The following is a 22,491-nucleotide window of genomic DNA, read 5'->3' as shown; positions in this document are numbered from 1 at the left end:
AGATGCCAAAAAAATGGGTTATTTGAGAATAAATGAGCGGTTTTTCTTCTCTCTGACAAGTGCGACTCTCTGCTTATCCATTTTACGTCCACGATACGTTGGAACATTAGGATCAGAGGCAATATCGATCTGCTTTTGAACCATGGCCTTGAAAGCATCAATCATCGAATCTTCATTGCCATCAAGGTCCTCGACACCATATTTTCCAAGCTCTTTGATTAAGACATGAACTGACTCAACAGTTGAAAGGGCCTGCTTATGAGGTTGATGCTTAATGAGAAATGCTGATTCCTTGTCTGACGAAAAAGAGATACGAGGAAGCTGATTAATATTTTTTGAAAGCTTCATCATCTTCTTAGCACATGGCCAAGTTCCATCAATTACAAAGATAAGAGGAATCTTATTCTTTAATAGCTCAACTTCTTCACTTGAAGGAGCTGAGATATTGAGTGCGTCCTCACCAGGGTATAGAACCATTGGGTAATATCTAGAATCATTTAAAAGATCATTTACCTTCTTATCATTAGTAAAATCAATCCCCATGATTAATTCACTATTTGCTAATCCAGTATGAGTAATTCGACCTGTCCCAAGCTTCTCTTTCTTCGCTTCCATTGGGTGAATTAGAATCACAATCTTAGAGCGAATTTGAGAAGTTTTAATCAGGTCACATACACAAAGTGTTTTGGGCCTAGAGCAGCCCATACACTTTATGCGATATGAATTTGTATCTTTTAAATCTTTAAGCATAAATTAGAATAACTGATCCCACTCTTCTTGAGAGAAACCTCTAAGAGTCTTCTTCCCTTTTTCAAGAATAGGTCTTTTGATTGCAGATGAATTTTCAATTAAAAGAGAGATTTGTTTTGCTTTTGTCGCACCTTCAAATTCTTCTTTAATCTTTCTAAAAGTTGGACCGCGCTTATTTGCAGGAAGTTCACCAAAGGCCTCATCCCATCTCTTTAGATCATCTTTTGTTGGTGGTGTTTTCTTATAATCAATGAACTCATAAGTTGCACCTTTCGCTTCAAGGTACTTAAGAGCTTTCTTTACAGTATCACAGTTTTTAATTCCGTAAATTTTCATGATAAATCCTTTTTTAGAATAACAACTTGGCGACTTAAGATCTCTAAGCTCGCCCCTAGTTCTTTAGCAATATAGCGAAAGACAGCTTCGTTGTAAAAACCTACATGCGTCTCGTCACGAAGATACCACCAATTAGAGAACTTCTCTTTTTCTTCCGGTGTAAAATATGTCATCACACCTAAATGTCCACCTGGTTTCACAAGATCCCAACATTTTTTGATATCTTTTTCTGGCTCGTAAAAATGTTCCCAAACTTCTGTTGAAGTAACAAAGTCGTACTGCTTTTCTAATAATTCAGGTTTGTTGGCATAATAAATATCGTAGTCTTCAACATGATGACCACGTTTTTTCATCTCTTTAGAAATTGTAGGCCCAGGGCCACAACCAAAATCTAGGCCATAACTATTTTCAGATAGTCTTTCACTCAACGGTAAAATAAGTCGATTTAAGAAATCAACGTAACCCTGATCTTCACTATTATTTTCATGAGTATCATAGCGCGACTTCTCCACAACACTATCCAGTAGTTTAGTACGATCCTTAAAAACATAAGAGCAATTCTTACATTCAAAATAATCGCTACCTAGTGTATTGGCATACAAATGAATTGAGTTACTATGACATAATGGACAGTGCATGAAGTATTTTTATTACATCACACTACTATTGAAAAGCTCTTTTAGCCTTTTAAAGCTATTCTTTTTGAAGTTCTTCTTCATTGATTTAGATAATTTTTGTTCCCCTAATTTGTTTAGAGACTCAACGAGCATTAAAGGTAATGCTCCACCTTTAGAGCTTAAATTAAAGGCGGCCATTGTTACAAAGTCGGCCTTACTCGTTTTTAATATTCTAATCGTCTTATACTCCCCATTTGATGTATCACAATGTCTGGCATCACTTATGACATAATTTGAACGACAAACACTTGGGCGATCTGAGTAGATACGACATGCACCCTTATCATCTAGGAAGACACAGCCTCTTTGTTTATAAGGAATTGCAAACCATGCAACAGAGTCATTTCCAGCAGTCAATTGTTTTGCCAGTGAATCGATATCAATCCTGATTCCATCTTCTAAGATACGAGTGGCCAAAAGCTCCGCCTCATCTTGGTTTACCGAAACCTGAGTATGACAGCAAGCCGAACAGCCTTTACGACAAGAAATCATGGACTCTGCAGTGGGGTCAGATTTGGCTTCATTAGTAAAATGATCAACAAGTTCATGAGTCAGCTGGGCCCTCTCAACAGAGTTTAACCTTTTCTGTAGTCGACTAAAGACTGTAAGATAGAACTCTCTAAACTCATTTAATTGTGAGTACTTTTTAAAAGTTTGAAGTGCTCTTTGTGGATAATTCAGCTCGACCTCCTGACAGAGCCTACTCTCACTTATCATTATAACTTACTTTGTCACTATGACTTAGCGATAGGCAACAATGTTCATTTATAAAGTGAATATATTCGGCCATAAAAGTGTTTGGCACATAAACCAAATTGTAGTAAATTTCAAACAAGCGTTTGAATCAAACAATTGTTTGAATATATAAGGGAGTAATATAGTTATGAACAAGTACTTACGCCACGGACTTAAATTCTCTGTCCTCATGGTACTAATTACTGGCACATCGTATAGTTGGGCCAATTCCCTTCCCGTTATGCTCAATGAAGATAAACTCATTCAATGGGCCGAGGAAGAAAACTTTAACCAATTAAGAATCTCTTTAGAGGAACTTGCTAAGAAGCAAGAGAGAGCAAAGTATGATGAAAACTTTGGTTTTAAATTAGATACTCAAGCTAATTATCAAGAAACGAAAGAAAAATCTTTTGCTCAGTTTATTCCAGTAACCTCACCTCTTACAGACTTTCAAATGAAGCTAAGTAAGAATTCAAAGTACGGACTTTCTTACGGAGTCATGGTTAACACAAACCAATACTCTAATAACTTCGTAAAAGATGGAACAACTTCTTCAGCAGGGGCTTTTCTAGCTCTAGATATCTACAAGGATTTTCTAGGTTCGACTTCAAGAGCTCAAGATGCAAGCCTTATGGTGCAAGAAGAAATTGCCAAAAGACAAAGAACGATTTCTTCTCATGCCTTTGTTCAAGAAGTAAGAAAGCTATATTGGAAGATCGTTGCTAATAATGAGTCGACTAAGATTGCCAAGGCCCTTTTAAAAACAACGAAAGAGCTTGAAAAAGATACAAGAAAACGTTACCGCAGCAATATTGCAGACAAGGGCGATCTTTCACGTATTAGCTCTCAAGTAGAGGCAAGAAATGGACAACTCTATCTTTTAGAATTTGAAAGAAATGAACTTTTAAAAACTTTAAAATCTCTGTTCCCTCAAAAGCTTGGTGGAAAAACGGTTCAACTAGCAGCATATAACCTCGATCGTACAGTTGAAGATGTTATGGGATGTACACAAACAATTGCACAGCATTCATCATCACTACCACTTGAGTACACAGAATATGATGAAGTATTGGGCCTTCTTCAAAAAGACCTAGAACTTACTCAAAAAGTTAATAATAACTATGATAAGTCAGATCTAAAACTAACAACTCAATTTGAAGTTGTTGGAAAAGAATATAGCTATTCAAATAGCTTTCAAGAGTTGACTGACAATGGAGATAATCGCTTCTCAGTTGGTATCCAATGGACAATGCCAATTGGTGGGGAAAAAGATAAGACAAGAGAGATTCAAGACAAAATCATCAAACGTCAAAATCTTGCCCAAGCACAAGAAGTGAAAGGAAAGCTTGATGCTTTTCATGCCCAAACTCTTAGATCGGTATTAACACTACAAAATGTTATTAGAGCACAAAAAAGAAACGAAGTTCATTTAAGAGATACTTTGAAAGACTCAAAGAGAAAATTTAAACAAGCACGTGTTACATCACAAGATTTACTTATTGATGAGAACCAGCTTCTTAACTCAAACCTCGATGAAATCAGTACAAAGTATCAAGTTATAGAAACTATTATTAATTACTTCACAGTTTTTAACCAAACTCCGTGTAAGTTAAATAGAAGAGCGAAACTATGAATCAATTATCGAAATTCTTTATAGAGAATCATAAGTTTACAATTGTTGTAACGTTTTTCCTTTTAATCTATGGATTAATGGGACTTAATAAAATGACCTCTGAGTCATACCCTACCGTTTCATTTGCAACAGCTGTTGTAACGACAGTTTATGATGGTGCTTCTGCAAATGATATCGAAATCAAAATCACAAAACCAATTGAAGATGAAATCAGAACTGTTTCAGGTGTAAAGGACGTTAAGTCAACTTCACAAGCAGGGCTTTCAAAAATTATCATTCGTGTCGATATGGATAATGTCGACAGTGTTGATGATGTTATGAGTGACCTTCAAAAAGCTGTTGACCGAGTATCAGATCTTCCGCAAGACCTTCAAGATGCTCCCCTTTTTCAAGAGATTAACTCGGATGAAATTCCAGTCTATCAAATTGCACTCGTTGGCCCTAATACCGTTCGCGAAAGAGATGAGGTTGCAGATATCCTAAAAGAAGATATTGAAGACATTAAGGCCGTTAAAGGTGTATCTCTTGATGGCTTCGCTAAGAGAAAATTTGAGATTATTCTCGATTTACAAAAACTTGAAAGACAGCATATTGGTATTGACGAGGTATTAAATAAACTACGCCTTAGAAATGTAAACGTTCCTGGCGGTACTTTAAAAACAGTTGATGATCAAAAGCTTGTTCGTATTGAAGCGAAAGTTAGAGATGTTCAAGAACTTAAAAATATTCTAATCCGTTCAAACTTTTCAGGAGCTAATATCTTCCTAGAAGATGTTGCTCAAGTAATTGATGGAAAGGAAGAGAAGAAAGTAATCACATCATACAATGGTGAAGAAGCAACACTTATTACGATCTCGAAAAAATCAGGTGAAGATACTATTGCCATGGTTGAAGAGATTAAAGCTCATATGGAAAAGTTTGAAAAACGATATCCTGAGTATAAATTCTACGTCTATAATAACGAAGAACTTAAAGTTGTTAATAAACTTGAAGTACTAGCTTCAAACGCTGTTTCAGGTCTACTTCTTGTTATTTTCTTCTTATTCATCTTCCTTCCAGGACGCATTGGACTTCTTGCTAGTATGTCACTACCGCTTGCAGTATTTGGAACACTTGGTTTCATGCCTGACTACGGTCTTACATTAAACGCCATGACTGTACTAGCTCTAGTAATTGCACTAGGAATGCTTGTTGATAATAGTGTTGTTATCAGTGAGAACTTTACACGTCTAATGAATGAAGAAGGATATAGTGCTAAAGAAGCTGCCCTTTCGAGTGTTAAATCTCTGTGGCTTCCAATTACAGGTACGGCAATGACAACAATTGCTGCCTTTATTCCAATGCTTGTAACAAAAGGAATTATGGGGCAATTCATCATGGCCATTCCTATTATTGTAACAATGTCTCTTATTCTTTCTCTAGTTGAATCATTCTTCTTATTACCAATGAGACTTGCAAAGTACTCAGGTTCCGCTAAGAAAACTGGAGCAGAAAAGAAAGCCGATTGGTTTACAAAATTTCAAACGAAATTTGAATCACTTATGAAAGTTGCGATTAAACATCGTTATATCTCTGCATTTTTCTTCACAAGTATTATCATTGGCTCTCTTGTTTTCATGGCCGTTGGTAATAAGTTTATTCTCTTCCCTGCAGATCAAACAGAAATTTACCTTTCTCGTTTTGAAGCAAAAAGAGGAACACCAGTTGAGAAGACTGAAGAGTACATGCTTGAAGTTAGTCGCAAGATCAAAGAAAAGATTGGTGACCAAGCTAAGCATATCGTAGGTTTTGCCGGAAAAGCTGCTATCGGTTTTTCTGATCCAAAAGATAAAGAAGGTAATAACGTTGGACTTCTATTCATTTACGTAAATGATTACGCTAAATACAATATTGCTGAAACGCAAATGCTTAAAAAGCTACGTGAAATTAAAATCCCAGAGCTAGAGTCATTAACATTTGAATCTCAAGTTAACGGACCTCCTGTTGGTGAAGATATTCAAGGAACATTTAGGGCCAATAGCTTTGAACAACTTGATGCAATCATCGCAGAAATCTCAGGTGAATTAGGAAAAATTGACGGTATTCTAGACCTTAAGACAGATGATGTTTACGGAGATGAAGAAGTTTACGTTGATATCGACTACGTTCGTGCTGATCAATTAGGTGTTTCAGCTTCACAAATTGGTACGGCAATTAGAGCTGCAATTGCGGGAAGTATCGCAAGTACGGTTACTCTTGATAATAAAGATGTCGACCTAGAAGTACGTTTCAAAAAAGCACTAAGAGGAAAACCAACAGATATCCTTAATATTCAAGTTATGGATAATCGCGGTAACCTTATTCCACTTAAGTCACTTGCCAAGATTCGTAAAGAAAATGGAACGCCAAATGTTAAGCGCTATGATTTCAAGCGTTCTAAGACTTTAATTGGATCTGTTGACAATATTAACGCTACTTCGGCCATGGCCAACATAAAGCTTAAGCAAATTTTTGATAAGGTATCTTCAAAGTATCCAGGAGTTTCACTACGCTTTGGTGGAGCTGCAGAAAGTACGAAAGAGTCCCTTGAATCATTAGCTCAAGCCGGTGTGCTTGCAGTTATTGCAATCTTTGCGATTCTAGTCTTCCTATTTAAGAGTTTTCTACGTCCAATGATCATCATGATGACAATCCCTCTCGGGTTCATCGGTTTCTCAATTGCCTTTGCAACACCGATTCTTAGTGGATATCCTGATCGTTCACGTCCAATCAGCTTCCTTGCCTTAATTGGGATCATTGGCCTTGCTGGTATTATTGTTAACTCAGGGATTGTTCTTATCAGCTTCATTGATGAGCTTAGAGCAGAAGGAAAATTAAGCTTAAATGAAATTCTTGTAAAAGCTTCAGGGCTACGTTTAAGAGCGGTTCTTGTAACTTCTTTAACAACTGTATCAGGACTTCTACCAACGGCATATGGTATTGGCGGTTCAGATGCAATGCTTGTACCTATGACAATGTCGATGGCATGGGGTCTTACATCAGGAACAATTATGACTCTAATATTCATCCCTTGCGCGTATGCAATCATTGAAGACTTTGTGGAATTTACAGATAAAATTTCAAATAAGATTTTCAAAAGAGGAAATACTGCCCAATCGAGTAATGAAGAGTCATCTGCTGAAATTGTTGATACACAAGAGGTAGAAGCATAATGAGCAAGACAACAAGAGATATAATTTTAGCAACTGCGAGTCGGCTTTTTGCCGACCGTGGTTACGATAATACTTCGATCCGTGACATCGCTAAAGAAGCAGATGCTAACGTTTCGGCCATAAACTATCACTTTAAGTCAAAGGCCGGGCTTTATGCAGAAGTTCTAAATGAAAATGTTTTACGCATGCGTGAAAGATTAGATGAAATCAAAGGTAAGCTTACATCAACAGAAGACCTCGCCATTGAGATCTACAAGTACTTCATGGATGAAAGTAATACATTCTTCAATTCGATGAAGCTCTTCCTTATGAATACGCTACCATTAGATGAAGCAATTATGCCTCCAACATGCCTTGAAGAACCAATGGGCCCTCCTGGAACACATGTTTTAATGGAACTGATTCAGAAAGAAATTGATTATACTGGTGATCAAGAAAAACTCATCTGGGCCGCCAGAAATATCATGCATAATATTATTATTATCTCTCTTGTTGCCCAATCTTCTTTTATCAAACTCATGAAAGAACAAATTTGCCACTTCACCGAAGAGGAAAAAATTGAGTCTATTAGAAGAAATGTGCGTTCAACTTTAAATTTTATTAGATAAAACCGATCAGACACATAGAAGGATTTTTTTCTATGTGTCGATTATTTGGATTTAGATCAGTTATATTAAGTCAAGTTCACCAAAGCCTTGTTCAAGCAGATAATGCTCTTGAAGTACAAAGCCGGGAGCACCCGCATGGTTGGGGTGTTGCCTATTATGTGAGAAACTCTCCTCACATCATTAAATCTACTTGTGCTGCTCTCGAAGATAAGATTTTCAAAAAAGTGTCAGGTGTTGTGTCATCACAAACTGTCCTCGGGCATATCCGTAAAGCAACAGTTGGAGAAACAAATATCCTGAACACTCATCCATTTCAATATGGCCATTGGACCTTTGCACACAATGGAAATATTAAAAATTTTGATAAATGTCGCGAAAAAATTCTTGAGCATATTCCAGAATATTTTCAGAAATTTATATTAGGAACAACAGACAGTGAAGTTCTCTTCTACTTTCTTCTCTCTAAGATCTCAAAAGAGATTAATCTAAGTGAAGAAGAGATTGATATCGAATTTGTCACAAATATTATCAACAGTGCCATCAAAGATCTGATTAATATCATTGGAGACCTTAACTTTGATCCCAAAGCACCACCAACAGATAATTTTATTTCATTTATCTTAACAAATGGAAACCTTATGCTTGCCTTCAATGGCGGTAAAAAGCTTTTCTATTCGACTTATAAGAATAAATGTCTCGATCGCGATACTTGCAGTAGCTTCTCTCCTGAGTGTGAGGCACCTACGCAGACGGGTTATGTTAATCACCTTATCTTTTCTAGTGAGCCACTATCAGGAGACAATATCTGGATTGATCTTAAACCAATGGAGATCATGGGGGTTGATTTTAAGATGAGACTATTTAATAAAAATCTTAAATAGCTCGATAAAACTTCCCTGAGTTTAAGTACTCATGGTAATCATCCATTTTATAGACTTTCATTTTGCAAATTGAATAATCGTAAATTACCGATTGAAGCATTTGAGGATTTAATCGAGATGAAGCGAAGGCTTCCCACAGTGCCTTATATTCATTTCCATCGATTGTTTCGTCAGCAAAAAGGATATGACAAATGGCCAAGTATTTTAGCTTTGAGTCCTCTTTCTTTATCCCTTTAAAAACTCTTTCTACATAACTCTTATTTAAAAATCCATTTATTTTTTCAAGATCATATCGATCGTTTAGAACGAGATTGATGATAAGAAGAATCTCTTCCTCAACAACCTTTCCTGATAAGATCTCATCGATACCTTCAAAGATTTCTTTTTTTCGACCAGATTTAATATAATCGGCAAACGTTGTTAACCTATTCTCATCGAGTCTCAAGAAGTGTTTAGCAAATGTTAGGAATAACATATTGGCCATATCATAAAGAGGTTTTTGATCATGCCATACTTTACGAATGAATGAACGATTCTTCTTAAAGACAGAAGGTACCTGAATTAAGACACTAAATAGCCAAAAGACTTGTTCAATATTATTAACAATAAAATTCTCATCATAGTGCTCAAGGAACCACTTCTCTTCTTTGTCTGTTAACTCGTGATCTGCAAGTAAAACAATGAGAGAGATAAATGGCGAAACAACTTCCCAGCTATCATCATGAAACTCGCCTAGGTGCATTTTCTTAACAACTGATTTCACGGCCGCAATTTCTTTCTTATTGACCTCACCATCCGACTTTACAGCTTCGACAACCTCACTTCTCATTTTCAGGATCTCTTCCTTTGAGTAAGCATTAACGGCCAAGACATTTTTTATATCAAATGAATGAATTGGAACTTTCGGCATATGTCTACTAATGTGGCGTAAGATTTTTCTTAAGCTTTCAAACTCAGCTTGATCGAGAATGCCATCATTTGAATATGAGATCATTAATGAAAACAACAGCGCATTAGAGTAATCTCTTAGTCCCGCCTGATTAAAATATTGAGTGCGATAAAAACTATCTCTAATATATTCAAGATCAGATTCTTCGATCTCTAGATGTTCATAGGCCTCACGTAAGATATGAGGAGCCTTTTTATTTCTTATCTTAGTACTAAAGATATCAAATAGACGAAAGAAGACCTGCTTCTTTTCTTCATAGCTGAACTTTGCATTCATATATTTGAATGAGCTCTTCCAACGATTAAAAAATGATTGATCATTATCGATATCGCTAATTAGTTTTTCTACTTGATTATATGAGTTAAAAGACCATGAGTAGAAATAAGCAAAGAAGTTCTTACGAAGTACCTTATCAATATGTAAGTCTTCACATATTTCATGGCACATCAATAAAATGACATCTTCTTTAATCAACGCTTACCTCTTTTCTTTCCGTTGAAAATCTTTATCTTCGGAACATACGTATAACATGCCCCTAAATAAAAGGAACATATAATATAATAAACCCAAATCATCGCCACGAGTAGGTTATAAAAACTTCCGTAATCACTAACTAAATCATCTTTAAAATACTTAAGATAAACCCAATAAGTCGACTTCCCAATAAAGAAGCACATAACGAAGACACATGCTCCACAAAGAGCATCCTTATAGCTAACCTTTATTTGAGCTGATACCTTATAAATAAGAGCAAAGGTTGTGATAGTAAAAGGTAGTAAAAGTAATTCGATAAGGTAATAGAGTTCATTAGAATGAGTCGTTAGATTTGATAATAGGCCAACAATGACGTTCTTTTCCATAAGAAAAGAAACAATGAGGAAGAACAGAGCAAGAACGACTCCAAAAATAGCAGATCTAAGGTCATCTTGAATCATCCCACCATCGATATCAACTTTTGAAAGAGTATTAATTCCAAAAATAAATGAAGTACTAATCCCAAGACATGCAAAGAACCAAAGTCCTAGTTGGTGCCAATCGACGAATGAGCCTTTCACCTGCTCTTCAACTAAATGCTTAATTGCATTTAAAACAGACGTATCGATTTGTGGAAAATTTGAGAAAATCATTGAGATAATATGCTCTTTGGCCGTATCACTATCACCTAAGTAGGCACCAATAATAGAAATTAAGATCATGATGGCCGGGCCAAAACTTAAGATTGTAAAGAATGTTGTCGCCCCAGCTAGAACCTCTCCCTTTCTCTTCTTAAACAAGAAAATCGAAGCAATTAAGCGTAGTACGAATGTCTTACAAAATTCTAGAAAGTCTTTTTCAATTTTGTCAGGATCGAGCCTAACGGCGTTCATATACTTTTTCATTTTCTATTCAGGCACGAATACCTGACTCCCTATCTCTACTTTTCATCGATTCCTATATATATTCATCGGTTATAAATCCCTGAATTTTAGTCTGTTCATTCTTTTTTTTAGCGCAATTTTAAGTACCTATGAAAACTAGCCGATATGTAAGATTAGCTGATGGTCAAAGATTACCATCTCAAACTGCCTTTAAAATGGTGGTAAAATAATAAGGTGGCCATCGCCACTTCTAGGATGGAGAAAATAATGAGTAAGTTAGTAATCGCAATTTCACTAATGTATTTATCGTCACAATTTTCTTTTGCAAGAAAACCAGCGGTAGAAGATACGTACACTTCATCAATTGATGAGTATAAAGAAGTTGAACCTTCAAAGGCCAAAGGGTACGACTTTTCTCCAACAAGAAAACCTTCAACTGCAAAGACTGAAAGAGTCCATAGTCCTGAGCTTTTAAAAGTAGAAAGCTATACAGAAAGTAATGCTTCTGAAAGTCTACTCTACCTTTTCTTTATTCTTCTTCCTATTGCTGTTAGTGCATATACTTTCTTTAGAGCAAACAAAGACTCATATGCAAATAGTTTAAAAAATGAAGAGTCAACTGATCACTCGAATGTAGCTCACCTCTCAGATAAAAGAAGTTCAAAAGAATCTGATGAAGTTAAGAAAGCTTCATAAGAGTCATTTAAAAAAATCAGTATTATTTTTTATATGTTTGAGACCACTTACTCCCGTTAATATGGGAGTAAGCTTTATAAACTGAACCACTAGAGATAACGACATCCAGTTGTCCATCTTTGTTAACATCCATGAAATTTACGAGATGAGCTCGTTTATAAAGGCCATAATTATCTTTATTCTCTTGCCAGATTTGGCCAAAATTATGAATTTTAATATTATCTAACTGGCCATCTTCAACAACAATTCCCCATAAATTAGATGAGCCATAAGTATTGATATAATTAGTGTTACCATTAAATTGATAAAAGAGAGTTGCTGTTTTATTATCAGAAATTTTTCTTCTTTTTATTCGATAGAGATGAGAGTTAAATCCTGAAATAGGAAACTTATAACTAAAGATGAGTCTCTTCTGTACGTCATAGATCTGAAGAGTTGGTATTCCATCGACAATTGATGTCCCAATATACTCTCTTACGATATCCCCATTGATATCAACTTGATATAAGGCCGAGTCTTTCTTGTAATGTACCTTCTCTTTTTTCTGCTCAACTTCCTTAGTCCCTTGAGTATAGAAATCATCGAGAAGCCAGGCATCCTGAGCAATACTATTTGTTGAAAATAATAAGATCGGGCAAAGGCCAATCATCCACTTTAATGACAACATATGTTAATTATAGCATTGAGTTCAAATATCCACAGCACTATGCTCTTTTATTCCCCTATTTAACTAAAAACAGCTACAAACCTTGTTCCTGCGGGCATACAGCATTGACGTATGCTCGACTAATTCGATAATATTTTGCAATAGGACACACAGAGGGGACATAATGCAACGCCAGATTGGTTTTATTAAAAATCAGAATCAAATTATTATCAGAGATCTAAATAGTACGACAAAGAGTAAGATTGCTGATGTATCAGAAGTATCTGAAGAGAACTTTGACTGTATTTTTTATTCTCCTGAACTATTAGAAGAAGAGAGCGTCCATAATTTTCTAAAGAAAGAATCAAAATATACTCCCCTTCACGAACTAGGTACATTCTTTGAAAACTCTGAACAATTTGAAGCGGAGTCAAATGAGAAGCTTGAACAAGTATTCAATAAGATCTCAAGTAATTGGATCCTTCAAAATAATATCGTTCTCTTAGAAGAACTTTTTGAAGTTGTTGATCACTTAAAAGCTTTATGGCCAAATGATAGAACTGCTTTCTTTGAAGAGCTATGGCATATCTTTAAAATCAACCTAGGTGCTAACAAGTTAAAGCTTATTTATAATGATATTGAAGACGTTTCAAAAAATAGCGACAAGAAAGCGTTAGTTCACATCACAATTGATGGTGAAAAGAAACCAAATCCTGTCAAAGGTAAAGATTTTGAAGCCAAGCTTATGAAGCACTTTGAAGAAGAGTTTGTAAATGCTTTCCAAATAGTCGAGTATAACGAAGATAAGGGAGAGCTAACAATTTGCGGAAATATTCTGAAAAGCCCTTTTATTATCATGGCAAATATCGGCCAAATCACAAAGCTTCAAGAGTCAGTTCTTGCAACACTAATCAAAGCATTATCAAGATAAAAAAAGGCCCGTTTAACGGGCCTTTTTTTATAGTAACTTACAAAGATCTACAACTTTAGAATTCTCAATTTCAAAGCTCACCTTGTGTGGCACAGAGCTCTTTGAGTCCTTAATAATCACTTCGTACTCTTTTGGAATACTATCACCTTGCGAATTCATACCTGTCGCAAAAGGAATTCCCGGAACAAAGCGAATTGGTAATTTTTCTTCTCTCTGCTCTCCAAATAATTCAAAGCTAATTGATCCACGGATACATGCAGAGCTTGTCTGTAAGTAACCATAGTATGCCTTGGCCATCGACTCAACTTGAATGTTGCGAGACTCACCATCTTGTACAGAAATATCTTGTGCAATAAAGTGTTCACGTCCAGTTTTTTCAACTCGAATTGTTAGAAGTTCATTTGCACGAACTTTTAATCGGTTTAAAACATCAACACTTTGTTCAACACCATTGATATATAATTTATCTTTATTTCTACTGAAATTTTTAAGCGTAATTGTTCCAGTTTGATTACTTGTCGGTGCACGCTTTGTTTTATCCTTTTCACCTGTCGTCGTTGCAACTTCTGTCGAAACTGTCGGCGAATCTTTTAAGAATGGGATATGATCCTTAGCAAAGTAAACTCCAGCTGCAATCGCAGCAATAGAAGCAACATGAATGAAGTAATTCTTCTTCTTTGTTTCAACTTTTTTCTTTTTCTTAATACGCTTAATTTTTGTACTCGCACTTGTTTTATTAGAGCGAATATCAATTTTATTAATCTTTGTTTTGGCCGATCTTGATGCCATATCAAGTTTAGGTATTGAACCTTCAACTTGAATATCTGTTTGTTCATCAATATCAAGCTCAAAAAGGGCCTCTTTCTCTTTCCTCTTCTTAGCTGCAGAAGGTTGAGTTATATCAACGCTATCATCAGAAGAAGGTCTCCCTTCTGTTTCATTCTTATAGTCTCTAATATATGGGCCTAGTTCAATTTGACCAAACTCATACATTCGTTCGCGATCAACTTTAATTTCGTCTTTAAATAATTCCTTCGCAAAGTACGAAAGATCCGAAGAGTTAAAGTCTGGATAAGTTGAATATAAAAACTTATTAAGAGCACGAGCAAACTCTTCAAGAGATTGATAACGCTTGTTACGATCCTTATGAAGGGCCTTTAAAATGATCTTATCAAGTTCTTTTGGAACCATTGGATTAATTGATGAAGGAACAGGAATCTTACATTCCTGAATCTTCTTTAAAACTGCTAGATCATTTGAAGCTTTAAATAGTTTTCTTGAACACAGCATTTCCCAAAGAGTAATTGCCGTTGCGAATAAGTCATAACGTGGATCAAGGTCTAATCCATCTAAGTATTCAGGAGCAAGGTAAGATAACTTTCCTTTAATTGTTCCTGCTTGAGTCGCTTCAGAATTTGTTTCAGACTTTGCAATACCAAAGTCAATAACCTTAACAGAGCCATCAAAAGTTAGCATGATATTATGAGGCGAAATATCACGGTGAATAATATTAGCAGGCTTTCCTGTTAGCTTATCTGTAAATGTGTGAGCGTAGTGAAGACCTTGAGCGGCCTGAATCGTAATGAAAGATGAAATCTCTACTGGAAAAACATAATTATGTTCCTTCAGCTTATCGATATATTGCTTTAGGTTTCTCCCATCACAATATTCCATTGCAACGAAAAGCTGGCCATTATGAAAACCATAATCGTAGGTCTGAACGATATTTGGATGTAATAAACCAAAAGTCGTTTTAATTTCATCCATAAACATTGTCTGAAATGCTTCATCAGATGAGAATTGTGGTTGAACCATTTTTATGGCAACAATTTTATCGGCCTGCTCCCCCAGAAAGCGCGCTCGACAAATTTTGGCCATACCACCATCAACTAAGTGATCTAGAATAAGGTATCGACCAAATCTTTCAAATTTCTTTTCTTCACTCATTACTAAAGCTCCTCGCATTTTTATCGGAGCTTTTAAGTTCAAACTTTAGATAAGTTTTTGACTAAAAATGCAGAGTTCTCGTTTTAAAATTAGGAAATTTGATCTTTAAGTCACCGATATCAGATGTTGCACAGAGTGTTTTACTCTTGTATAGAGACAAAAAGAATTTATTGAAATCAGGATGATTAGCAATGGCCAAATCAAAGTCATTTGTTACGACAGGCTGAAGCTCTTTCGATAAAACTTGATTGTAAAACATTGCATGTGAAATTCGGTCGGAGTCTAAACTAAATGTAATGGAAACATAGACTGCTTTACACTCTTTTAGGCGTCTCGATTCACTTTCAGAAAACCACTGCCAAAAAGGAGAACTTGGATCCATTTTTGTAAAGAAAACATCATACATAAGATTTAGTTCCGAATACCAAGATAGACGTTGAAATGTTAAAGCTTCATTCCAAGGCTTACCACCAGCAGTACCACCCTTGATAATTGACTCACCACTTTTGACAAAGTTCTTTGTCATATTTCCGCATGAAGTTAATAAAAACAGGGCAAAAAGAGCTAAAATTTTAGTTTTCATGTATCCAATTATAAGTTTCTTTGAAAATAATGTCTTGTTTTTTTATGGTCTTTACAGAATTAAACTCTGGGATTTCGATTTCATCTCTAAATTCACTCATAATCGTCTCAAAGATAATACTATCCTTATTGCTACTAAAGATTAAATTTCTACATTCCATAAAATAGACATCTAATTGAACTTTTTTCAAGATTTGGTTAAGAACGATTAAGGTTTTCTTTGTCACAAAATTATTAGCAGTTAAGTCGTTACTCTGCTTTGACAACTTAACATGAGCACGCGATAGAAAGTTTGGCTGCCAAGGTATTTTTGATATCAATTCATTTTTAAGATTCTTACTAAACTCTGTGCGAATCTTTGGATTTAAAAAGATATTACCTTTTACATTATCAAATAAAGTAGAAAAAAGTAATGAAATCAGGGCCCCCTGATTAACGGACAACGTATAGACTTCATCGCCTTGAGCAAGTTTACTATGTTGATAAAGTTCATTTAAAAATGTCTTTACTTGGTCAATACTTTCAAAGTGTCCACGTGTCCCAGAACTTAATCCATGGCCCAAATAATCAAAGGAAACAACATTCACTCCCTCTTCGACAAGTAGAGGAATCAAACTATCATAAGTATAGTGACCTCCCCCAATATCATGAAAGAGTATGAGGGTTTTTGCATCCTCTTTATCACAGCGATACTCACGAATATAGATCGAAGTATCCATCTAAGATTAACCGATATAGCTTTTGATCGAGCTTTCTGCTTCATCAGATAAATTAACAAAGCGAAGAGCGAAACCTTGGTTTTCATTTAAGTGACGAACCACAAGTCCAGAAGCAATAAAGTGGTAATCAGAATTTTCTGGGTGAACATTTAACGTTACTTCATCTCCGACATTGAATGGAAAGTTTGAAACAAGAACTTGCATTCCACCAATTGAGATATCACGGCAAACACCTTCAAATACTTGTTGAGAATCATGGAAGAACATACGTGCTACAAATGGCTTGCGCTGATTAAGTCTCCTTTCATCATCAGTAATTAAAGGAGGAACTGAGCCCATGACTTTTTTTGCAATTGGAGTCTCAGCAAGGAACACCCACTCATTCTCACCGGGAATATAGGCGAGAGTTTTTTCATTGATGCGATTTTGCTGATAGGCTTTTTGTAAATCAATGACACTAAATGGCCCATACTCTACTTCATCAGTACCGCGATCAAGTCCAATTTTTATTGTAATAATTTTTTCATCATCTTTGATATCATCCCATGAATAAAGAACAACATGCTGATCATCAATAACTGGAGGCATATCAAGTTCAGGAGGTAGCTCATCCACTACTCTCTTATTTAATAAGTGACCTAGCTCAGTGGCCTCAGAAATTAACTTCCAATTATCAAAACCCTTTGTCCAGACATAGCTATCAGGTGTGAGCTTCCCCTTTCCAAATAGAACTTCAACCTCTTCTAGTTCGACAGGTCCTACTCTTTCACCTTTTTCAACGTAATACCATTGTGCCATATTCCTCTCCGTTTGCTTTGACCTTCCTATTTTAACCTGTTGATATCATTAACAAAATTAATGAAAAATATTGCCCCTAAGAAGCATCAAATGGGAGTAATACTTTAGTAAAAAAGGCCGAATTATATTTAAGTTTTATTTTTTCTTAACCGAAGAGTTAATTGATGAAAAAGATCTTAATCGTTTTGACATTATTATTTATGGCCTCATGTGCGAAAGAAGAATTTGCGACTCGCAAGAATTCAAACTCATTTGGGACGGACCCGACACAAACAGTTAACAGTGAAATGTGTTCTAAATTTACCTATATTAGACCACCTGTTGACCTACTCTTTGTATGGGATAATTCAACGAGTACGGGTTTTATTAGTAACCAGACAAAAACGGCACTTAATAATGTTGTGAATAATATTGCGGATCGATTTGATTATCAGGTTCTTATGGCACCTCTTATTGGCTCGGGAAATAGTGGAACATACTTCTTTTCTCGCGCGGGAATCAATCCTTCAGGAGTAACGACAATTTCTCGTTATGCTGCTTCGAGTGTTATTTCAAACTTCAGCCCTGCTTCAGGAACAAGAGAAGGCGGACTCTCTCGTATTAACGAACTCGTCAAACTTAATCAATTAAATGGTGCTCTTAGAAAGAATGCCCACACTATTATTGTCATCATGTCTAATGAAGACGATAACTCTTGGAATACGACAGGATCAAACCTATCAAATAATCACGCCCTCGCTGTTAAGTATCGAAAGGCCATGGCCCACGATCTCCTTTGTATGCGTGGTAATTACAACGGCGCACTCTACTCTCAGTCTCTTTACTCGAGTTTTGATAAGCAAGTGCTTGGAACAACTAAGAATACTGCCGCAACATTTAATTCGACATGTAGTAATGTTGGAAATTATGAGCTTAACTCTTCGATGTTAAGACTGATCTCACTTGCACCATCTGTTGATCCAGAGTCTTATAGTTGCCCACAGATCACTAAAGGTGAGAAAAACTTCAATTATCACGGGGCCAGTGACCTCGTTTACAATCAACCATATGAGAACTTAAGTGGAAGTAATCCATATCCGTTTCCACGTTCTAATAACTCGTACAATGGCTTTGGCTATAACGACAATGTAAATGTTTGTACTCAAAGTAACTTCAATAGTATTTTTGATCATGTCTACAATTCGATTGAAGATGCGATTTTAAACCATAAGTACAACTACTGGAAAGTGGCAGAACCAGGAGCTCGTATTGATACGAACTCTCTTATTATTACAAAGTATGTAAGAGGAAGCTCGCAACCGGGGACACCTATTCTTGAAAGTATGAGTAATGGTTACTCATATATTGGAGAACGAGGGAATTTTGCTACAAGATACTCTCCTTCAGTTGGAGAAGAGCACTCTGGTCACTTCATCCGCCTAAATGGTAATGCCATTGTAGAATATCCAGAATGTTTAGTTGTTAGCTACCAAACGCCACAAAACTTCTATGGATATGTGAAGCTTAATAGTAAGCCTGTTGAAAGCTCGATTACTCTTAAGATTAATGGACAAACAATTAATAAGAGTTCAACGAATGGTTGGCAGCTAATGAAGTCTGGATCAAGTCCTGCTTACTACTCTAACTTCAATATTAAAGTAACAAGTCCGACAGACGACACTCCAGCGACTCCAGTCATGAATGAGACAGGATATTTCCTAAAACTTTTCGGAAATGCAGTTTATAGTGATGGGGCCAACGTTGAAGTAAACTTCTATCCAACTGGAAATTAATAACTATTGCCGGCCTTTTCTTCATTGATACGTTGCCAAGCAACTTGAAAGATTAGGCCCGGTAAAGTCTTAACTAACTTATCCATATCTACCACGTTAGTCATATTACCTTTATCATCCACAAAAATATCTTCTACAATTCCAGAAAGAATGGCAGGACGAATATCTTCCGGATTGACTATTGCTTCTCCCTCTTTCAGCTCTGCAATCACTGCTGATAGATCTGCAGAAGCTTTCCCTTTTGTTACACCTTTGGCAAGAAGCTGACTCTTCATACGAGAAAGAATGAGGTTACATTTTTTAGATACTTTAGTTTTCTTATCATCTGTTTTTATTTTTTCAGCGTTAACAAAAGCAACAATACTTCGAAGACTTTCAAGATTAGGAATTTTCACAAGCTTAGGTTGGCCATCCTTATCGTCTTCCATGATAATTAAGCCTTCTCTTTTAAGAAGCTCAATCATCTCTTCAAATTTAATTTCTGAGACACCAAAAATATCAAATAAGTAATAACGAATCGAACTAATATGAATTCGGTGAGCACCGTCTTCACCTTTTTGAGCGTGAACTTTTGATGAAAGATAAATCCCTGCAAGAATTCTTAGTACATCAGTTGTATGAAAGAAAACATACTCACCGACTTTTCCATCTTTACCAAAACCAACAGAGTTTGACTCTAATGCCTTTACACGATCATTTGTTTTTCTTAGACGATCCGCAAGAGTATTAACAATAGTCTTAAACCATGGATTTAGTCCCTGCATCGTTTTATCAAAGGCATTAAATGTTACGCGAACAACATCTGTAGGAACAATCGCTGCAGCAGAGCAACTTCTTCTCGATCCTTTATTATCAAAATAGGCCATCTCACCTATTACTTCACCGGCGCGAAGAATAGCGATTTCAACAAAGCCCTGCCCCTTTGGGATATAGAGTCTTATCTGTCCTTTTTGAATAATATAGAGAGAATCTGCTGGATCATTTTGGTTGAAAAGAACTTCACCCGCTTTAAAACGTACGATACCAGATTTATGTTGTTTTTGTGTTTGAGCTTGGGCCATCCATAGTCCTACTTAAAAAGCAGGACTATGAAAGTCCTGCTAATTTATTTAATTTTTTCTAATATCAATGATAACGCTTCACCGCCACCGATGCAAATAGAGGCCAAACCGTACTTTGCATTTTGGTTTTTCATCGCAGTCATAAGAGTTACAACAATACGAGTTCCAGAAGTTCCAATTGGGTGACCAAGAGATACACCTGAACCATAGATATTTAGCTTCTCATGAGGAATCCCCATCTCTTCCATCGCTGCCATTGGAACAGCTGCAAAAGCTTCGTTGATTTCAAAAACATCAATATCTGAAAGTTTTAGTCCAGTTTTCTCTAGATTCTTTTTCATTGCTTCAATTGGAGCTGTCGTAAACCAAGCTGGTGCTTGAGCGTGTGAGGCCCAACCAACAATTTTAAAATCTGCTTTATCTTTATACTCTTCCCCAGCAAGAACAACAGCAGCAGCACCATCGTTAATCGTTGAAGCATTAGCAGCTGTAATCGTTCCATCTTTTTTGAAAGCTGGTCTTAGACCTGGGATTTTATCGAACTTGGCCTTGAATGGCCCTTCGTCTTCAGAAACAACAGTATCGCCTTTACGGCCCTTGATTGTTACTGGAGCAATTTCATCTTTAAAGATACCTGCTTCAATTGCAGCTTGAGCTCTTTTAAAAGATTCAATTGAGTATGCGTCTTGTGCTTCACGAGTAAGATTATATTTTTCTGTACACTCTTCTGCACAATTTCCCATTGCTTGGTCAGAGTAAACATCCCATAACCCGTCCCATTGCATAGCATCTTTAACTTCTGCTGCACCAAATTTTGCAACACCAGTTCTTGAGTTCATTAGTAAGTGAGGAGCTTGCGACATATTTTCCATACCACCAGCAACAACAACTTGGTTGTCTCCTGTCATAATTGACTGAGCACCAGAGATAATTGTCTTCATTCCTGATCCACAAACCTTATTAATAGTTGTACATGGAGTTGCTTCACTTAAACCTGCAAAGATCGCAGCCTGGCGAGCTGGAGCTTGTCCAACACCGGCCTGAACAACATTACCCATAAATACTTCATCAACCTTATCTTTAGCGATACCTGCTTTTTCAACAGCAGCTTCGATTGCAGTTGCACCTAAACGAGTTGCTCCAACTTGAGAAAGTGAGCTTAAAAAACTTCCACTTGGTGTTCTTGCACCTGATAAAATATAAACGCTCATTATTTACTCCTTTTATTTAGTCTTAATTAAAGTCCAGATATATTGACACACAAACAGTGGCTTGTTAATTATCTTCTACTTCTATATAGATTTTCACAGCGTTAAAAAGGATATTGCGAATGCTTTCAAGAACTAACGGGCCATTTTTAATTGATCTTCCAAACGAGTGGGCAGATTCGGTACTTGAACTTCTTCAAGATACGTATCGCAACGAGTTATTTGACGCGAATAAAGTATTTGAGATCTATGGAAGACTCTATAAAGGTGAAGTTCTTGTTATGGCCTCTCTTGTTGATACATCAAACGAAGCGGCTGCAGCAACGACTTACTTCGCATCAATGGATCTAGAGGAAAATGGTGACCATACAAAGCTTCTTGAAGGCCTAGTAGACTCAATTGGTGCTTTCTTTGATCAATTCTTTGCAGACGAAAACTGGGATGACTACCAGGACATGTGGAAAGAAGAAACTTTCAAGGGAACAACACTATATTGCAAAGTGACAAGAGAGAATGTTGGCCTAACGATCCAGGCCGATAGACTTCTCAATCAGTAACACACAGCATCCACAGCTTAACTCACGTTAACTTGCCAGAGCCACTTAACTCTAATAGCATTTTTATATAAATATTCATTAGAGAGGGATTTTTATGAAGAAGCTACTTTGTTTAGCACTGCTACTTTTTCTAACTCAAAAGATTTGGGCACAAGAAGAAAGACACCGTACAGTGGAAGGTCAAATTAATTGGGGACCTTTTGTTAATTGTGAGATCTACAACAACTCACATCGACGTATGACAGTTCTTGATTATCAATACACGATTACATACACAAATGGATTTCAAAGAACTTTTAATTACGTCTGCCAGCATGGTTGCAATGTTAGAAGCTTTGACTTCACTAGGTTCTCGGGGCCAACGAATCATCCAAATATTATGGCCGCAACTTGCCGTGCCCATATTTTTAAAGAAAGAAGAAACCGTCGTCATTAAAATAACGAAAAAAGAAAGCC

22 protein-coding genes are annotated in these 22,491 nt (G+C 36.3%); 9 read left to right on the top strand and 13 right to left on the bottom strand.

Features of this window, described 5'->3' with window-relative positions; all coding sequences use genetic code 11:
- Positions 1–18 precede the first annotated feature (18 nt).
- The 4 genes from ABMA76_RS10135 to ABMA76_RS10120 are packed head-to-tail and all read right to left on the bottom strand — an operon-like array spanning position 19 to position 2,480.
- Positions 19–750, bottom strand: coding sequence for a tRNA-uridine aminocarboxypropyltransferase (locus ABMA76_RS10135; protein WP_392912089.1), 732 nt, complete (start codon positions 748–750; stop codon positions 19–21).
- Between the two features lie 3 nt (positions 751–753).
- Positions 754–1,086, bottom strand: a complete 333-nt coding sequence (locus ABMA76_RS10130) for an arsenate reductase family protein (RefSeq protein WP_021265763.1) — start codon at positions 1,084–1,086, stop codon at positions 754–756.
- Complete coding sequence (locus tag ABMA76_RS10125; RefSeq protein WP_392912086.1) at positions 1,083–1,724, bottom strand: class I SAM-dependent methyltransferase; 642 nt, start codon at positions 1,722–1,724, stop codon at positions 1,083–1,085. Before ABMA76_RS10125 ends, ABMA76_RS10130 begins: the two co-directional genes overlap by 4 nt.
- A gap of 12 nt (positions 1,725–1,736) precedes the next feature.
- Positions 1,737–2,480: a YkgJ family cysteine cluster protein gene (locus tag ABMA76_RS10120; RefSeq protein ID WP_392912084.1), complete on the bottom strand. Its 744-nt coding sequence runs from the start codon at positions 2,478–2,480 to the stop codon at positions 1,737–1,739.
- 166 nt (positions 2,481–2,646) lie between these two features.
- On the opposite strand from ABMA76_RS10120, the gene ABMA76_RS10115 reads away from it, so the two are divergent.
- Genes ABMA76_RS10115 through ABMA76_RS10100 form a run of 4 tightly spaced genes read left to right on the top strand, consistent with a single transcriptional unit; the run spans position 2,647 to position 8,811 of the window.
- Positions 2,647–4,131 (top strand): TolC family protein, encoded by a 1,485-nt coding sequence (locus ABMA76_RS10115; protein WP_392912081.1) that lies wholly within the window; start codon positions 2,647–2,649, stop codon positions 4,129–4,131.
- Positions 4,128–7,322, top strand: coding sequence for an efflux RND transporter permease subunit (locus ABMA76_RS10110; RefSeq protein ID WP_392912079.1), 3,195 nt, complete (start codon positions 4,128–4,130; stop codon positions 7,320–7,322). The genes ABMA76_RS10115 and ABMA76_RS10110 overlap by 4 nt, the downstream gene beginning before the upstream one ends.
- Entirely contained in the window at positions 7,322–7,930 is a 609-nt protein-coding gene (locus ABMA76_RS10105) for a TetR/AcrR family transcriptional regulator (RefSeq protein WP_392912076.1), read from the top strand. The genes ABMA76_RS10110 and ABMA76_RS10105 overlap by 1 nt, the downstream gene beginning before the upstream one ends.
- Before the next feature lie 32 nt (positions 7,931–7,962).
- A complete protein-coding gene (locus ABMA76_RS10100; RefSeq protein WP_392912073.1) occupies positions 7,963–8,811 on the top strand; it encodes a class II glutamine amidotransferase in 849 nt (282 codons plus the stop codon).
- Here the strand turns inward: ABMA76_RS10100 and ABMA76_RS10095 are convergent.
- Both ABMA76_RS10095 and ABMA76_RS10090 read right to left on the bottom strand, forming a co-directional pair.
- Positions 8,804–10,234: a hypothetical protein gene (locus tag ABMA76_RS10095; RefSeq protein WP_393061501.1), complete on the bottom strand. Its 1,431-nt coding sequence runs from the start codon at positions 10,232–10,234 to the stop codon at positions 8,804–8,806. The two genes, ABMA76_RS10100 and ABMA76_RS10095, sit on opposite strands and share 8 nt — an antisense overlap.
- Positions 10,231–11,139 carry a YihY/virulence factor BrkB family protein gene (locus ABMA76_RS10090; RefSeq protein WP_392912070.1) on the bottom strand — a complete coding sequence of 303 codons (909 nt, stop codon included), beginning with the start codon at positions 11,137–11,139 and terminating at the stop codon, positions 10,231–10,233. Before ABMA76_RS10090 ends, ABMA76_RS10095 begins: the two co-directional genes overlap by 4 nt.
- A gap of 246 nt (positions 11,140–11,385) precedes the next feature.
- Here ABMA76_RS10090 and ABMA76_RS10085 point away from each other — a divergent pair, with 246 nt between their 5' ends.
- Positions 11,386–11,814: a hypothetical protein gene (locus ABMA76_RS10085; RefSeq protein WP_392912068.1), complete on the top strand. Its 429-nt coding sequence runs from the start codon at positions 11,386–11,388 to the stop codon at positions 11,812–11,814.
- A gap of 22 nt (positions 11,815–11,836) precedes the next feature.
- On the opposite strand, the gene ABMA76_RS10080 is transcribed toward ABMA76_RS10085, so the two are convergent.
- The gene (locus ABMA76_RS10080) at positions 11,837–12,481 is read right to left on the bottom strand and encodes a hypothetical protein (protein ID WP_392912066.1); all 645 of its coding nucleotides are present in this window, start codon (positions 12,479–12,481) and stop codon (positions 11,837–11,839) included.
- Between the two features lie 163 nt (positions 12,482–12,644).
- Between ABMA76_RS10080 and ABMA76_RS10075 the strand changes: the two genes are divergently transcribed.
- Positions 12,645–13,391 (top strand): hypothetical protein, encoded by a 747-nt coding sequence (locus ABMA76_RS10075; protein WP_392912064.1) that lies wholly within the window; start codon positions 12,645–12,647, stop codon positions 13,389–13,391.
- Between the two features lie 27 nt (positions 13,392–13,418).
- On the opposite strand, the gene ABMA76_RS10070 is transcribed toward ABMA76_RS10075, so the two are convergent.
- The 4 genes from ABMA76_RS10070 to ABMA76_RS10055 all read right to left on the bottom strand — a co-directional run bounded on the left by ABMA76_RS10070 (position 13,419) and on the right by ABMA76_RS10055 (position 17,437).
- Positions 13,419–15,338 carry a serine/threonine protein kinase gene (locus tag ABMA76_RS10070; RefSeq protein ID WP_392912062.1) on the bottom strand — a complete coding sequence of 640 codons (1,920 nt, stop codon included), beginning with the start codon at positions 15,336–15,338 and terminating at the stop codon, positions 13,419–13,421.
- A gap of 61 nt (positions 15,339–15,399) precedes the next feature.
- Positions 15,400–15,921, bottom strand: a complete 522-nt coding sequence (locus ABMA76_RS10065; protein ID WP_392912060.1) for a hypothetical protein — start codon at positions 15,919–15,921, stop codon at positions 15,400–15,402.
- Positions 15,911–16,639 (bottom strand): alpha/beta hydrolase, encoded by a 729-nt coding sequence (locus ABMA76_RS10060; protein ID WP_392912058.1) that lies wholly within the window; start codon positions 16,637–16,639, stop codon positions 15,911–15,913. The genes ABMA76_RS10065 and ABMA76_RS10060 overlap by 11 nt, the downstream gene beginning before the upstream one ends.
- A 6-nt stretch (positions 16,640–16,645) precedes the next feature.
- Positions 16,646–17,437, bottom strand: a complete 792-nt coding sequence (locus ABMA76_RS10055) for a GYF domain-containing protein (RefSeq protein WP_392912056.1) — start codon at positions 17,435–17,437, stop codon at positions 16,646–16,648.
- A 164-nt stretch (positions 17,438–17,601) separates the two neighbouring features.
- On the opposite strand from ABMA76_RS10055, the gene ABMA76_RS10050 reads away from it, so the two are divergent.
- Positions 17,602–19,209 carry a hypothetical protein gene (locus ABMA76_RS10050; protein ID WP_392912054.1) on the top strand — a complete coding sequence of 536 codons (1,608 nt, stop codon included), beginning with the start codon at positions 17,602–17,604 and terminating at the stop codon, positions 19,207–19,209.
- Here the strand turns inward: ABMA76_RS10050 and ABMA76_RS10045 are convergent.
- Together ABMA76_RS10045 and ABMA76_RS10040 are read right to left on the bottom strand one after the other, a co-directional pair.
- Positions 19,206–20,270 carry a Crp/Fnr family transcriptional regulator gene (locus ABMA76_RS10045; RefSeq protein ID WP_392912052.1) on the bottom strand — a complete coding sequence of 355 codons (1,065 nt, stop codon included), beginning with the start codon at positions 20,268–20,270 and terminating at the stop codon, positions 19,206–19,208. The two genes, ABMA76_RS10050 and ABMA76_RS10045, sit on opposite strands and share 4 nt — an antisense overlap.
- Positions 20,271–20,314: 44 nt before the next feature.
- On the bottom strand, positions 20,315–21,481 hold the full coding sequence (locus tag ABMA76_RS10040; RefSeq protein ID WP_393061500.1) for a thiolase family protein: 1,167 nt from the start codon (positions 21,479–21,481) through the stop codon (positions 20,315–20,317).
- Between the two features lie 119 nt (positions 21,482–21,600).
- Between ABMA76_RS10040 and ABMA76_RS10035 the strand changes: the two genes are divergently transcribed.
- Both ABMA76_RS10035 and ABMA76_RS10030 read left to right on the top strand, forming a co-directional pair.
- Positions 21,601–22,035, top strand: coding sequence for a hypothetical protein (locus ABMA76_RS10035; protein WP_392912048.1), 435 nt, complete (start codon positions 21,601–21,603; stop codon positions 22,033–22,035).
- 94 nt (positions 22,036–22,129) lie between these two features.
- Entirely contained in the window at positions 22,130–22,471 is a 342-nt protein-coding gene (locus tag ABMA76_RS10030) for a hypothetical protein (RefSeq protein WP_392912046.1), read from the top strand.
- Positions 22,472–22,491 lie beyond the last annotated feature (20 nt).

The organism is Halobacteriovorax sp. ZH5_bin.2, assembly GCF_043196375.1.
Taxonomy (GTDB): domain Bacteria; phylum Bdellovibrionota; class Bacteriovoracia; order Bacteriovoracales; family Bacteriovoracaceae; genus Halobacteriovorax_A.
This window is presented reverse-complemented; position numbering and strand designations above follow the sequence as displayed.